Source organism: Paenibacillus motobuensis (genome assembly GCF_039521865.1).
GTDB classification, from domain to species: domain Bacteria; phylum Bacillota; class Bacilli; order Paenibacillales; family Paenibacillaceae; genus Fontibacillus; species Fontibacillus motobuensis.
Genome location: NZ_BAAACX010000007.1, coordinates 1 through 14,252 on the forward strand (window position 1 = coordinate 1; position 14,252 = coordinate 14,252).

At 47.2% G+C, this 14,252-nt stretch carries 11 protein-coding genes and 1 other annotated feature; of the genes, 10 read left to right on the plus strand and 1 reads right to left on the minus strand.

What is annotated here, in order from left to right:
• The 3 genes from ABD014_RS05265 to asd form a co-directional block, all read left to right on the plus strand.
• Window positions 1-1,615 (plus strand): S-layer homology domain-containing protein (locus ABD014_RS05265; protein WP_343858372.1); only part of this gene is annotated, 1,615 nt, incomplete at its 5' end.
• A 121-nt stretch (window positions 1,616-1,736) separates the two neighbouring features.
• Window positions 1,737-2,885, plus strand: coding sequence for a response regulator (locus ABD014_RS05270; RefSeq protein ID WP_343858375.1), 1,149 nt, complete (start codon window positions 1,737-1,739; stop codon window positions 2,883-2,885).
• 203 nt (window positions 2,886-3,088) lie between these two features.
• Window positions 3,089-3,348, plus strand: a binding site (T-box leader).
• A gap of 202 nt (window positions 3,349-3,550) precedes the next feature.
• Window positions 3,551-4,636, plus strand: a complete 1,086-nt coding sequence (gene asd / locus ABD014_RS05275) for an aspartate-semialdehyde dehydrogenase (RefSeq protein WP_343858377.1) — start codon at window positions 3,551-3,553, stop codon at window positions 4,634-4,636.
• Window positions 4,637-4,721: 85 nt separating this feature from the next.
• Here asd and ABD014_RS05280 read toward each other — a convergent pair whose 3' ends face one another.
• Window positions 4,722-5,513, minus strand: coding sequence for a helix-turn-helix domain-containing protein (locus tag ABD014_RS05280; protein WP_343858380.1), 792 nt, complete (start codon window positions 5,511-5,513; stop codon window positions 4,722-4,724).
• A gap of 126 nt (window positions 5,514-5,639) precedes the next feature.
• Here ABD014_RS05280 and ABD014_RS05285 point away from each other — a divergent pair, with 126 nt between their 5' ends.
• From ABD014_RS05285 to ABD014_RS05315, 7 genes are all read left to right on the plus strand, one after another.
• On the plus strand, window positions 5,640-7,889 hold the full coding sequence (locus ABD014_RS05285; protein ID WP_343858382.1) for an FAD-dependent oxidoreductase: 2,250 nt from the start codon (window positions 5,640-5,642) through the stop codon (window positions 7,887-7,889).
• Between the two features lie 300 nt (window positions 7,890-8,189).
• A complete protein-coding gene (gene erm, locus ABD014_RS05290) occupies window positions 8,190-9,062 on the plus strand; it encodes a 23S ribosomal RNA methyltransferase Erm (RefSeq protein ID WP_343858384.1) in 873 nt (290 codons plus the stop codon).
• 107 nt (window positions 9,063-9,169) lie between these two features.
• Entirely contained in the window at window positions 9,170-9,547 is a 378-nt protein-coding gene (locus ABD014_RS05295; RefSeq protein ID WP_343858387.1) for a MerR family DNA-binding transcriptional regulator, read from the plus strand.
• Window positions 9,544-9,864, plus strand: a complete 321-nt coding sequence (locus ABD014_RS05300) for a thioredoxin family protein (protein WP_343858390.1) — start codon at window positions 9,544-9,546, stop codon at window positions 9,862-9,864. The genes ABD014_RS05295 and ABD014_RS05300 overlap by 4 nt, the downstream gene beginning before the upstream one ends.
• 135 nt (window positions 9,865-9,999) lie before the next feature.
• Window positions 10,000-10,677 (plus strand): CPBP family intramembrane glutamic endopeptidase, encoded by a 678-nt coding sequence (locus ABD014_RS05305; protein ID WP_343858393.1) that lies wholly within the window; start codon window positions 10,000-10,002, stop codon window positions 10,675-10,677.
• 263 nt (window positions 10,678-10,940) lie between these two features.
• Complete coding sequence (locus ABD014_RS05310; protein ID WP_343858396.1) at window positions 10,941-12,740, plus strand: sensor histidine kinase; 1,800 nt, start codon at window positions 10,941-10,943, stop codon at window positions 12,738-12,740.
• Window positions 12,712-14,148: a response regulator gene (locus tag ABD014_RS05315; RefSeq protein WP_343858399.1), complete on the plus strand. Its 1,437-nt coding sequence runs from the start codon at window positions 12,712-12,714 to the stop codon at window positions 14,146-14,148. Before ABD014_RS05310 ends, ABD014_RS05315 begins: the two co-directional genes overlap by 29 nt.
• Window positions 14,149-14,252 lie beyond the last annotated feature (104 nt).

The window sequence follows — 14,252 nt, forward strand, 5'->3', positions numbered from 1 at the left end:
TCGTGAAGGCCTCGAAAAAGCTCCATCTTCAGTTGATAAAACGGCTCTTGAAAAGAGAGTAAAAGAAATCAACGATGAGAATCTGGTAGAAGACGAGTACACACCAGATAGTTGGAAAACGTTGCAAGATGCGTTGGAAGCAGCTCAAAGAGTGTTGGAAGATGAGGGAGCGACAGTAGAAGACATTTCCAAAGCATTAGCTAATTTGAATTCCGCCCGCAACGGCTTAACAAAACGAGATGCCAGCGGCGGCAATGGTGGTAATACCGGCGGTAATAACGGCAACAGCGGAGGCGGCAGTACTTGGTATCCGTCAACACCAGCGCCGGCACCGACGCCAACACCAACTCCTGAGAAGCCAATTATTGATGTGACCAAGAATGGTAGCCAGGATTCATTTGCAACAGGTACGGAACAGAAGGCGGAAAATGGGACGAAAACCAATATTCTCATTGATAAGAACAAACTGTCGGATATCTTGTCCCAAGGGAAGGGACAGCAGCTGTCGGTTCATGTTCCGAACAAAGGCAATGTTGAAGCAACAGGTTTGACCGCAGCAGATGTTCAAAAGCTGGCTAACACCGGTTCAAGCTTGCAAATCAGCAACCTGCTTGCGATTTATCCGGTTCCAGGCGGTCAATTGAACCTGAATGCCATTGCGAACAATTGGAATAATGCAGCTCTTAGCGACATCGCCGTTCAGATCGACATCCAGCTTGCTCCGGATGGAGTGATCGATCGGGCACGCAAACAAGCAAGCTCGAAGGGCTACGAACTGCTCGTAGATCCAGTAGATCTTGACCTGACGTTCAAACATGACGGTAAAACGATCCGCTCCGGATTGCTGAACGGGTATGCTCCGAAGTATATTGCACTTCCGGAAGGCATCGATCCAAATCGGATTACGACAGGCGTAGTTGTGAATCCAGACGGAACGGTATTCCATGTTCCAACTGTTGTAACCAAGATCGGTGATCGTTATTTTGCGCAAATTAACGATTTGCGCAGCAGCGGTACTTACTCGGTGATCTGGAATCCGAAGGATTTCGATGATGTGAGAAACCACTGGGCACAATCGAAGGTCAATAACATTTCGGCAAGACTAGATCTTGAAGGGACAGGCAGCAATACCTGGTCTCCGGATCGCAATGTCGATCGTGCGCAATTCGCCGCCATCGTATCTTACGGTATGGGCATCATGCGCCAGGATTTACAGCAGAACATTTTCAATGATGTCAATACTTCTGCATGGTACTATCCATCCATTTCGATCGCCAATGAATTTGGCATTGTCAAAGGTTATGGAGACGACACATTCCGTGGTAATCAGCTGATTACGAGAGAAGAAGGAATCGCGATGATTGCCCGTGCGTACAAACTGGTTCGTCCTGAAGCGACGATCCATCAAAGTGATGCAGACCATCTGCTCGCAGGATATGGCGATGTAAACCAAGTATCTGCTTGGGCGAAAGAATCTGTCGCGCTGATGATCTCTGCAGGAATTGTGGAAGGCAAAGAAGGCAAACTGCTAAAACCACAGGATTATATGACACGTGCGGAATCGGTAGCCTTAATGGAAAGACTGCTTAAAGTCACAGATTTGATTGACAAATAGTTCCTACTTAGAACAGCCGCTGCCTGTAAGAAAGGCAGTGGTTGTTCTTTTTTTAAGTGGATAAGATGCAGAAAATGGTATAATAGACGAGTATTTTTATAGAGAGCTAGGAGGGGCTTCTGTGAGAGCTATACTGGTTGATGATGAACGACTGGCTTTAAGGCAGCTTAAGCAAATGCTTGAGCGCGATGTGGATGGAGTGGAGGTTATCGCCATGTTTTCCAACCCGAATGAAGTAATTGACGGCGTATTGAGACATCGCCCGGATGTTGTGTTTTTGGACATCCATATGCCTGGAGTAAATGGCTTAAATCTTGCCAGGCAAATCCAGTCGAATGTACCCAACACCGAAATCGTATTTGTAACCGCATATGATCAGTATGCTGTCCAGGCTTTTGATCTGTATGCTCTTGATTATATTATGAAGCCAATTCAAACCAATCGTTTGCAGCAGTCGATATTCCGTTTAAGAGAGAAATTAAATCTAAAAGATACCAGACGGATACAAGACTCAGAGGCTCCTTACATCTGCTGCTTCAATCAGATCCAGTTCAAGGCACCAGGCCGTGAAGTTCAGACAGGCAAGTGGCGTACAAGCAAGGCACAGGAATTATTTGCTTATTTGCTGTATAATCGGGAACGAGCCATTCAACGAAGCGCGCTGCTTGATTTTCTGTGGCCGGATTTGGAGGAGGGTAAGGCAGCACGGCAGCTCTATTCAACGATCTACCAAATACGACAAACTTTGAAAAATTGCGGGATGGAAATGATTACAATCCATGGTGGAGTTTTGGAGACAGGATACAGACTGGATATTGGCGAAGCGCGAATTGATGTAGAGGAATGGGAATACGCGATGAAGCAGTTAAAGCCGCTTGATATGCAAACCGTAGAAGAATATGAGAAAGTCATGGATCTATTCAAAGGGGATTATCTTGGAAATTACGACTACATTTGGGCTGAACATGAACGGGAGAGGTTAAGGTTAATGTGGTTGTATCATATGAGAAAATTAAGTGACTTTTATGAGCAAAAAGGGATGCTAAATAAAGCTGTTCAAGTGAACCACCATGTCCAGCAGCTGCTGCTAGACGAGGAGGACAGCTACTTTTCCTTGATGAAACTGTATGATGCGATCGGAGACAAGCTTCGGGTAGAGGAGCAGTTTACACTCCTGAAAGCAAGGATCGAACGGGAATTGGAGTCGACGGTTAAAGCGAATATAACGCAATGGTATGATCAATGGCGATTGAAGATGAGCGAATGTTAAGTTCGGGAAGAAGAGGGATTGTGATCGGGGCGAATTTATTTATCGGAAATGCAGGAGGTTTCACGGTACAACACTTTTACCGGACGAAAAGCTTCTTTAATATAGATTGATACAGGTCTTAGAGTTTTTTCAGTTTGAAATGGGATAAAAGGAGAATAAATGGTTTACCTTTGCTCAATTTTTTTATATTATAAACAGTAATACCAAATGCGATGAAGAGAAGAGTAGGTAAACTGGTTCTTTTCCAGAGAGCTCCGGAATGCTGAAAAGGAGCAAAGAAACGTTTACCGAACAAAGACTCTGAGCAGCACTCCGAAACCTGAGATCATCAGGAGATGGTGTGCCAGGAGCTCCTGTTACAGAGCTAAAGTATATGCGCTTCTGCTGTACTTGAAGAGGCTGATATGGCGACATATCAGTAAATTTAGGGTGGTACCGCGAGAATCCAAATCTCGTCCCTGAGACTGCAGTCTTAGGGGTGAGATTTTTTTGTATAATAAAGCTGTGGTACCTGTTACAAAGGATTCGCATAAGTATCTACTAAAAGTACATGTTTAAAAAGTCAGACTTTCAAAAACCTCTAGAAGTGATGGGATTTACCGTTCGGAACAGGCCGGCGGATGTAAACAAAATATTAAGCTAATGAGGAAAGGAATGGAGATAACATGGCAGAAAGGCTTAAAGTGGGGATTATCGGAGGAACGGGCATGGTCGGGCAGCGTTTTGTGCAGCTGTTGGACGGTCATCCATGGTTTGAGGTGGTAAGTATTGCAGCTAGCGGCAGATCAGCGGGCAAAACTTACGAAGAGTCGGTCCAGAATCGATGGAAGATGGCTGGCCCCATTCCGGAACAAGTGAAAAATATTATCGTACAGGATGCTGCAAAGGTAGAAGAAGTTGCAGCTGACGTGGATTTTGTATTTTGTGCTGTAGATATGAAAAAAGATGAGATTCTTGCCTTGGAAGAAGCTTATGCCAAGACAGGTACGCCTGTCATCTCCAACAACTCAGCTCATCGCTGGACGCCAGACGTTCCGATGGTGATTCCGGAAATTAACCCAGAGCATATCGAGGTCATCGCTGCCCAAAGAAAGCGCCTTGGTACGAAGACCGGATTTATCGCCGTGAAGCCGAACTGTTCGATCCAAAGCTATGTCCCTGCGCTGAATGCCTTGCTTGATTTCAAGCCAACCCAGGTTGTTGCCTCCACTTATCAAGCTATCTCGGGAGCAGGTAAGAACTTCACAGACTGGCCGGATATGCTGGATAACGTGATTCCGTATATCGGTGGGGAAGAAGAGAAGAGCGAGCAGGAGCCGTTGCGAATTTGGGGTCATGTTGCAGGCGGAGAAATCGTTAAGGCCAGCTCGCCGTTGATTACAACTCAATGCATTCGCGTTCCTGTAACAGATGGTCACTTGGCTACAGTGTTTGTCTCGTTTGAGAATAAACCTTCGAAAGAAGAAATCATTCAGCGCTGGAGCCAATTTACTGGACGTCCGCAGGAGCTTGGTCTGCCAAGTGCGCCGAAGCAGTTCATTACGTACTTTGAAGAAGAGAACAGACCGCAGACGAAGCTGGATCGTGATATCGAGCGCGGTATGGGTGTTTCCGTTGGCCGTTTGCGCGAGGATTCATTATACGATTTTAAATTCGTCGGCTTGTCGCACAACACCCTGCGTGGCGCCGCTGGCGGTGCCGTCCTAATCGCTGAGTTGCTGAAAGCGGAGGGATATATCCAGCCTAAATAAGGCCGGGGCAATAAAGTACGGAAGCTTGTAGAGTTAAACCAACAACTCTACAAGCTTTTTTATAGGAATCATGGTAGAGAAGCAGCTAGACACGAGGCATGCTGCGATATTGTGAAGGAGGCATTCCCCGTTTGCTCCGGAATATGCGGCTTAAGTAGAAGCCGTTCTCATATCCGCAGAGCTGGGCAATTTTGTCGATGCTAAGCTCTGTTTCTAACAGCAATTTGCTGGCTCTGTCCAGCCGGAGCCGGGTTGTATATTCAGAGGGAGTCATTCCGTAAGCTGCGCGAAAGCGTCTGGTCAACTGTACCGGGGTAAGCTGCAGCGAGAGCGCCAGACTTTTCAAATCGATCGGACCAAATGCATTGTCGATGATAAATTGGGCAGCCGTTCGCATCTCCACATCTGCCAGCATTCCATTTAACCCTATTTCCCGGGGCATATTCGTCTCCAGTTCGTATAAACGCCATATATCGCTTACCAGATGTTGTTTTCGCTGCATAGCGGTTTTATCCTGTTCCAATGCAAGCATCCGCAGGTAGAGATAGTTGGAACACAGCCGCTCGATGTCGGTGATTTTCAGAGCCCCGCTCAACGACTGTATTTCTTCCAGAGAGGGCTCCGCATTCCATGTGAAATGAATAAAGTGAAAGCTTAAAGGTTCAAGGGTTTTTCTATGAAACCAGGTGTTCGGAGGGCAGACCACCAAGCTGCCAAGTCCAGCTTCGCCCTGCTGATCTCCTATGCGGTAAATAAACCTGCCGTCTTCCACCGCAAATATTGTCCAATAAGAGTAAATATCCCGCTCGAGAGCAAACGCTTCCTTTTTAATCCAATATAGATGCGTTACCAGGTGGATCGCAAAGTCACTTCTCATTTCATCACCACTCATATGTGAAATAAAGTATATGGTCCATCGTAACATGATGCATGTATTTAAGGAAGTGTCCAGTATAAGATGAAATCAAGGATATTGGATACTACCTTAAGGAGATGTTCAATCATGAGGAAGGAAGTTATCAAGTCAGATATTACAGTGATTGGCGGCGGCTTGGCGGGAGTGAGCGCAGCTGTAGCTGCAGCCCGTTTGGGCAGGACTGTATCGCTGATTCAAAATCGTCCAGTGCTAGGAGGAAATTCAAGCAGCGAAGTACGCGTTTGGGTGTGCGGGGCTACCGCTCACGGAACGAATCGTTATGCACGGGAGACTGGCATCATGGGCGAGCTATTCGTTGAGAACCAATACCGCAATATCGACGGGAACCCGTATATTTGGGACATGATTTTGCTGGAAATTGTACGCGCGGAGCCTAATATCCGCTTGTATTTGAATACTGATGTCCATGAAGTGGAGGCAGAGGGCGATGCGGACAGCAGGATTATCCGTTCTGTAACGGGTTGGATGATGGGCTCTGAGCGTCGTATTCGTTTTGAAAGCGGTATGTTCCTGGATTGTACGGGCGATGGGCTGATCGGTTTTCTGGCCGGGGCCAAGTATCGCATTGGCCGTGAGGCGAAGGAAGAGTATAACGAGGCTTGGGCACCGCAGGTTGCAGATGACATCACGCTGGGAAGTACGATGTTCTTCTATACGAAGGATGCGGGACAGCCGGTAAAGTTTATTCCGCCAAGCTTTGCCAAGGATATCACGAAGACGACCATTCCATTGAAGCGTGTTATTCGCAGCGGCGATAACGGATGCGCTTATTGGTGGATCGAGTGGGGCGGGGAAATGGATACGGTTCACGACAATGAGCGGATCCGCGACGAGTTGTGGGCGGTGATTTATGGCATCTGGGACTATATTAAAAATTCCGGCAAATTCGATGCCAATAATATGACGCTGGAGTGGGTGGGCTCGATTCCGGGCAAACGTGAGTACCGCCGTTTCCTGGGCGATTATGTGCTTAACCAGAACGATATTGTGGAGCAGCGCCAGTTCGAAGATGGAGTTGCCTTCGGCGGATGGTCAATTGATTTGCATCCTCCGCAAGGGATGTATTCGACGGAAAGCGGCTCGAAGCATCTGCATGCGGATGGGGTCTATTCTATTCCATTCCGTTCTCTGTACTCCGCCAATGTGAACAATTTGATGATGGCCGGACGTGACATCAGCGCATCGCATGTGGCGTTTGGAACGACCCGTGTAATGGCGACATGCGCCGTGATTGGTGAAGCTGCCGGCACCGGGGCGGCTTTATGCGCGGATAAGGGGATCTTTCCGCGTGAGCTCTACCAGACACATATGCGGGAGCTTCAGCAAACCCTGCTTCGCCAGGGGGCGTCCATCATCGGTTTCCGCAATGAGGATCCGGACGATTTGGCAAGGAGTGCCCGATTAGCAGCCTCCAGCACATTGACGCAGCTAAATGTGCAGAAGTCGGTTGAATCCTATCAACTGGACACCGATATCGGCTTGCTCTTGCCAGTTGATCCGGAACTGACAGGAATTGATCTGTTCGTTGATGCGGTAGAGGACACGACGCTAGAGCTGGAGCTATGGGATACTGGGCGTGGTGAAAACTATGTCCCGCATACCATGCAGACGGCCGTGTCGACTCCGATCACGAAAGGAGTAGGGCAGTGGGCTAAGCTGCACTTACATTGGAAGCCGGGTGCTTCACAGAACGCTTTTCTTATCATTAAAGCAAATGAGCGGATTGCCTTGCATCTGTCTGATGAGCCGCAATCCGGGGTGCTTGTATTTGAAAAAGGTCCGCAGCCTATCGTTTCCCCGGAATTTGGCAATCAACAGCCAGCTCAGCCCGTTGTGCAGTGGAATATGCGCCCGTTTGTGCGCAAGTCCATCTGCTTCAGCCTGCTCTCGCCGACGCATGCATTTGCGCCTGATAAGGTGATCGATGGTTATCATCGGCCGTATGCGGGGCCGCATCTGTGGTCGTCCACCTCGCTGCGGGAAGGCTCGCCGGAGTGGCTGGAGTTAAGCTGGCCGGCACCGGTCAGCATTCGCACGGTACAACTTACCTTTAACGATGATGTGAATGAGGATCTGATCAATCTGCATCATCACCGCACACCGTTTGAGGCGATTCCAGAATTGGTCAAGGATTATCGATTGCAGACCTATATAAATGGGGAATGGGTCACCATCGCCGAAGTCTTAAATAACCGGAAGCGCAGAGTTGTGCATACACTGGATCAATCGCTTTCCTCGGAACGGCTCCGCTTGGTGGTGGATGCAACTAATGGTTGCCCACGGGCAGAAATTATCGAGATACGTGTGTACGAATAGAGTCAATTAGGCTTGTGAAAAAACCTCTTTGAGAGGTTTTTTCACAAGTTTTCTGCTGGTAAAGAATCATTATATTGAAGATTCCCCATGAGATCGGCGGATGGGCTATGCTATACTGTGCTTGTAATAGGATCCGTTTCATATAAGGGAGGATTGTCCTTACATGTATTGCATCGCATTCATACGTATTCGTTAATGAAGGTACAGAACATCTAAATCCAGGCATTTTCTTATGAAATGCGCAGGGTTATTTGTCTGTACCTTTTTTCATTACTATACGAATGAATGAGGTGCTTTTTGGTGTCCAAAAATAATAAAAATTATCGTAATAAGTGGAAGAAAGAATCCAACTTTTCCGCACAACATCTATTAATCAGCAAACGACTGATTCATGATATGATCACATTGGCCCGGATTCGCCCTACCGATACCGTGCTTGATATCGGGGCGGGGACGGGGGCATTAACCTATCCGCTTGCAGAGAAAGCGGCACATGTGCTCGCCATCGAGACAGATTCGGCATTTGTTGATAGACTATTCAGCAAGATGAAAGATAGAAGCAACATTCGCGTCAAGCAATCTGATTTCTTGGAGGTCTCTCTCCCAAGAAGCCCATTTACCGTCGTTGCCAATATCCCGTATTCAATAACTACTCCGATCATGGGGAAGTTATTGGATCATCCCGGCGTTCCGCTGCAGCGAGCCGTACTGCTTGTGGAGAAGGGGGCAGCTAAACGTTTTACAGCAGTTCCTATTATAGATTCACGCATCTTGAGCTGGAGGATGCAATATGAGATCCGGCTTGTGCGGACGGTATCCCCCCATCATTTTGCACCGCCTCCCCAAGTGGATTCCGCGATTCTTTTCATCCAGCGGAGGGAGGATCCTCTCGTTCTTACCCAGGATCATCCGAAGTTTACATCATTAGCAGCTTATGGACTGCGGGATCCACGGCTACCGTTATTTGCCGCTCTATCGGACGTGTTTACGCCTCCCCAGATTGCGAAGCTGGTTAGAGAGTTGAGGGTGAATCGGGAATATCCCATCGGTAGACTGAATGAAGAGCAGTGGGGAACGGTGTTCCATACGATGCTCCAGCATGTGCCGCGGCATTGCTGGCCCCAATGGGGTAAAAGTCCAAAGGGGAGATCGAGGAAAGAAGATAATCATTAATGGATTCCTTACAATGGAAAACTAAAATAGTCAAAATCCCCTTGACCTTGACACTAATGTCAGGGTTTACAATGAAATCGAATCGTTCATCTAGGAGGCCAGATAGCATGAAAATCGGAGAACTTGCAGCCCGTACCGGTGTCAGCGTCCGTTCACTACGATATTATGAGCAGCAAGGGTTGCTTAAGCCAGTTCGAGACGAGAGCGGCTACCGGGATTATTCCATATTCGCAGAGGAACAGGTGCGCACGATCCAGTTATATCTGAATCTTGGATTGACGACCGAGCAGATTGCAGGTTTCCTTCATTGCGTCATGAAAAACAAAGAGGCGTTTTGCACGGAGGTTTTTCCAATTTTCCGCCAAAAAATTGCGGAGATTGATGCGCAAATAAACCAGCTGAACCATATCAAAATGAATCTGGAGGAGCGCATGCAATCGATTCTGGATGAACGACAACGGGATGAAATGGAGGAAGGAAAATGAGTTTACAACGTATAGATGGAGCAAGCTTTCAAAATGCGACCAAGCAGGATGGAGTCACGCTTGTCGAATTTGGTGCCAGCTGGTGTCCGCCCTGCAAGGCGCTGCTTCCCATTTTGGAAGAGCTGAGTCAAGAGGAAGCGGGGCGTCTGGACGTTTATCAGGTAGATTGTGACGAATCCCCGGAGCTTGCCGCTCAATTCGGCATCATGTCCATGCCGACGGTAATTATGTTTCATAATGGAGAACCGACCGATAAACTGATTGGACTACGACCAAAGAGCGCGTATCAGGCAGTGTTGGCCCGTTATGTGTCATAAAGCCTATGAATAAAGAAATCGCTTCTGGTGTTGTAATAACACAGGGGCGTTTTCTTTTTTTATGGAGGTCATTAAGAAGCGAGTATAGAAATCTAATATATCGAATCGCAAAAGCTGCTTAAAGGAGATTCTTTCATGAAATCAAGCAGGAAAACAGCTTCACTTATTGCCATCATTATCTTAAGCTGTCTTGTCATGAGTTTGGTAGATGCCGTGATCCGCCCGGATTACGCAGTCAAATCCGTCATCAAAATCCTCCTCTTTCTGACACTGCCGATTAGTTACGCCAGGATAGCTGGCGGGGTACCGTTCCGCAGATTGTTCTCATTTCAGAAAAAAGGTCTTCTGATGTCTCTTTTACTAGGATTTGGCGTATTTATCTTCATACTCAGTGGATATTTTTTAATGGGTCCTTTGTTTGACTTTACCCACGTAACGGGTGCCTTGCAGGAGAATATGGGTGTGAATGCAGGCAATTTTGTGCTTGTAGCGCTGTACATATCGATCGTGAATTCACTGCTAGAGGAATTCTTCTTTCGTGGCTTCGCCTTCTTCACTCTGAAGAAGCTGGTAGGACGAAGGTTTGCATATCTGTTCAGTGCGGGGGCTTTTGCTGTATATCATATTGCGATAATGACAAGCTGGTTCTCGATCGGGCTGTTCCTCTTGTTAATTGTATCCCTGGTAATAGCGGGCTTATTGTTTAACTGGCTGAATGAGCGTAATGGCAATATTTATGCCTCTTGGATGGTCCATATGTTTGCTAATCTTGCGATCAACACTATCGGATTTATACTGTTTGGAATCATCTGATTTTTCAAACTGTCTCCGCTAAGAATTGTTATATGAAACAACAAGTTTTATATCTATTAGCTTCGTTTTTACGCATGATATAATCGGATGAAGGAAGAACTATAATACAAAGCCGCTATGCTTTAGGTAAGAAACCTCTTGAACAGAGGTTTTTTTTGCCTACTCAAAGAACCCGGCAATTCTTCTAGATTGAACGGATACCTGCCTTCATTGTTTTTTTGTGCCTTAAGAACCTTTAACTACGTTTTGGGGAGTGATCCTGCATGATGCTTAACTGGCGTAATTTGCTTCCAAACACCTTGAAACACAGGCTTATCATGACTTATATCACCCTTCTTATGATTCCTCTATGTATCGCCATTTATTATTTGTTCCAGCATTTTGAATCGATTCGCCAGAAGGATATGATGGATCGGATGTCCGAGCGAATGCAGCAGGTTCATATGTCTCTGAATGACATGATGGCCTTTGCTTATAAGGCGAACATCATGCTGAGCCAGGATGAGAGCCTGATCCAGATCATGCACGATCCGGACAAGTATGATCCCCTGGAACGAAAGAAAGTGATCGAGAGCAAAATGTCCGGAATCAACAACAGCTTTTTCTTCCATCAGACGGAGCTGTATTTTCGCTTCATCGATCTTAAGGGCAACGTATACACCTCATATGCTCCCAATAGTCAGTTGACCAATGATTTGGAGGATTTGCAGGATTGGCAGAGTGTACTGCAAAGCAGTGCTCATCCATACCGCTGGGTGGCGGATGATTTGAACGATGTAAGAGGCAGTCAGGGGAGTAAGCTACTGAGTTTGTACACTATCCTGGATGACCAATTAAGGGGGAACTTCGGACTGGCCCGAATCAGCATTAATATACAGGAATGGTTCCGCAGCACCTTGAAGGATAGTCCGGTGAATCAGGATTTGACCATTTTTACCGGACAAGGAGAGACCATTCTGCATAGCAAGAAAACAGCCTTCAGTACGGATATGATGCATAGAATTATGTCTTTGCAGGCACAGGAGGGACACTTTGAGGATAAACCTTCCTTGTCCTTGGTCAATTACAGCTATCTGGAGGATCTGGATTGGTATGTGGTCAGCCAAATGCCGCTAAGCGAGCTTCAGCAGGAGATTCGGCAATTGAGATTTATTGTGTTTGTATTCTTGACCATATTGGTTATCGTTTTCGTGTTGGTGACCATCATTTTGTCCGCCCGCATGACAGAGCCGCTGAACGTGCTGAAACGGAGTATGGAGGAAGCGTCGGACAAGAAGCTGAATGTTAAAATTTCCATCGGCAGGGATGCAACAGATGAGGTGCGCTTCCTCGGCGAAAGCTTCAACCGAATGATTGACGATGTCTTGGTGCTTATTAATAAGCTTAAGCTGGAGGAGCGGCAGAAGCAGGCTGTTCGCTTCCAAATGCTGCTCTCGCAGATGAACCCGCATTTTCTGTTGAACACCTTGAATACCGTCAAATGGATTGCCAGAAGGGAACAGCAGGAAGCCATCGCAGGCATCTGTACGTCCTTGGGGTTAATCCTGGAAGCAAGTCTCAACTCGGAAATAGAGCTGATCCCTCTTAATGCGGAAATAAAGCTGCTGCGTTCCTATGAATCTATTCAAGCATTTCGCTTTCGGGACCATTTTATCATTCTTTATGAAATAGATGAGTCGGTTCAGCATGCTTTGGTTCCTAAGCTCAGCCTTCAGCCTCTAGTGGAGAACTCCATCGCCCATGGCTTTGATGGGGCTGACGAATGCGGTACGATCTGGGTAAGGGTTAGAGCAGAGGGAAGTGTTCTGATTCTCGAGGTAGAGGATAATGGCATCGGCATGGAAGCGGCTGCGCTTAAGCCGGGAAGACGAAGCGGCCACGGCATCGGACTGAGCAATTTGAAAGAAAGGCTGCAATTGCTATTTAAGCAGGAGAATTCTATGGAATTTATAACTGGAGCGGAAGGGACCCTGGTTCGACTCCGGCTGCCTTTGCTGATTGCGACGCCTTATTCACAGGAAGGAGACGATGATCATGTGGACGATTTTACTGGTGGAAGATGAGGTGTTTGTCCGCGAGGCGATTCGCGATATGGTGGACTGGGCACGCCATGGATTTAGCGTTGTAGGAGAGGCAGGGAATGGCAAGGAAGCCCTGGCGGCTATTCACAAGCTTAAGCCTGATGTTGTGATTGCTGATATTGCCATGCCGGGGATGGACGGGATTGAATTGTTGAAGGCAACGCGGAAGGCGGGAATTCGCAGCCGATTTATTATGCTGACGGCCTTAAGCCAATTTGATTATGCCCGGGATGCCCTTCAATATGGGGCCTTCAACTATCTGCTGAAGTTGTCCTTAAATGATGATGTTCTGCTGGAGAATCTGGCGCGGATCAAGGGAGAATTGCTTGAAGAATTTACGATCGCTGGAGAGGCGCTGTATCCTTATTATCACCGCATCTGGTCAGGCATTTGTGGAACGGCCGCATCTGACGATAATGATCAAGTCGGGGCGATTGCGGCAGCGGAGAAATTCCGCAGTTTAAGTCTGGATATTGTTACTGTGTTGAGTGGAGCAGCTCCAGCTAATGAGGATCTGGCCAGTATCCAAATGGAGCAGTATCTTCTGGTTCAAACCTTCTATGAGGGGGGACAGACGACTTTCTTCTGCTGGCGCTCTCCGAAGAAGACAGAGCATGTAAGCAGAGAGGAGCAGAATTGCTCCATTGGAATGGTGACTGGCAGCAGTTTAACCGGGCTGTCCCAGGATTGGCGTTCAGCATTAAATCAATTAAATGCAGATTGGTACGGGCGCCAAGCAAATACGGTGAAGGAGCGACACGAGCTGCCAGCTATTGCAGAGCTGGAGGCTGAACTGATCCGCTGCTTTGAAGAACGCGATGAACACAAATGCGCCGAGATGATAGCTCTGATATGGGGCAGTATGGAAATCTCGGCTTTTTCTCATATCGAAGTAAAAATGCTGGCTTCTCAACTCCTTCATATGCTTGCCATGCTGGCAGGACGGAAATCGGAGGACAGAGGGGAAATCAACTTGGCCATCAGCCATGAGTCGCTGCTTGACTATGTACAACAGACCATACACAAGCAGATCCGTCAGATGAAGGAGGAAAATATTAGTTATACAGATCATCCAGAGGTAAATCGGGTGATTCAATATATGCTGGAGCATTTCAGAGAGAATATCAAGGTCGCCGATTTAGCCAGGCTGGTATCGATTAACGTGGATTATTTAAGCACGGTGTTTGGCAAAAAGACGGGACTGACGCCGATCGCCTATCTGCAAAACATCCGAATTGAGCAGGCGAAGCGATTGCTGTTGCATTCCAAGCTAAATGTGGAGGAGATCGCCTATCAAACGGGATTTTCGGATAATGCCTATTTCATTAAGGTATTCAAGCGTGTGGTTGGGCAAACCCCCAGCTCCTTCAGGCGGGAGAATAACATCTAAGTTTTGTACTATTCATCTGCAAGTTTCAACCCTTATGAGATCATGGGCGGCTTGGTATAGTTGGGGTGAATCAAACATCCGATTTAAGGGAGGTTGCAGGCAAG

Bases quoted from the DNA above. Each gene is read 5' to 3' on its own strand.
- asd (WP_343858377.1), top strand. From the start codon at position 3,551: ATGGCAGAAAGGCTTAAAGTGGGGATTATCGGAGGAACGGGCATGGTC.
- ABD014_RS05280 (WP_343858380.1), bottom strand. From the start codon at position 5,513: ATGAGAAGTGACTTTGCGATCCACCTGGTAACGCATCTATATTGGATT.
- ABD014_RS05285 (WP_343858382.1), top strand. From the start codon at position 5,640: ATGAGGAAGGAAGTTATCAAGTCAGATATTACAGTGATTGGCGGCGGC.
- ABD014_RS05295 (WP_343858387.1), top strand. From the start codon at position 9,170: ATGAAAATCGGAGAACTTGCAGCCCGTACCGGTGTCAGCGTCCGTTCA.
- ABD014_RS05300 (WP_343858390.1), top strand. From the start codon at position 9,544: ATGAGTTTACAACGTATAGATGGAGCAAGCTTTCAAAATGCGACCAAG.
- ABD014_RS05305 (WP_343858393.1), top strand. From the start codon at position 10,000: ATGAAATCAAGCAGGAAAACAGCTTCACTTATTGCCATCATTATCTTA.
- ABD014_RS05310 (WP_343858396.1), top strand. From the start codon at position 10,941: ATGATGCTTAACTGGCGTAATTTGCTTCCAAACACCTTGAAACACAGG.
- ABD014_RS05315 (WP_343858399.1), top strand. From the start codon at position 12,712: ATGTGGACGATTTTACTGGTGGAAGATGAGGTGTTTGTCCGCGAGGCG.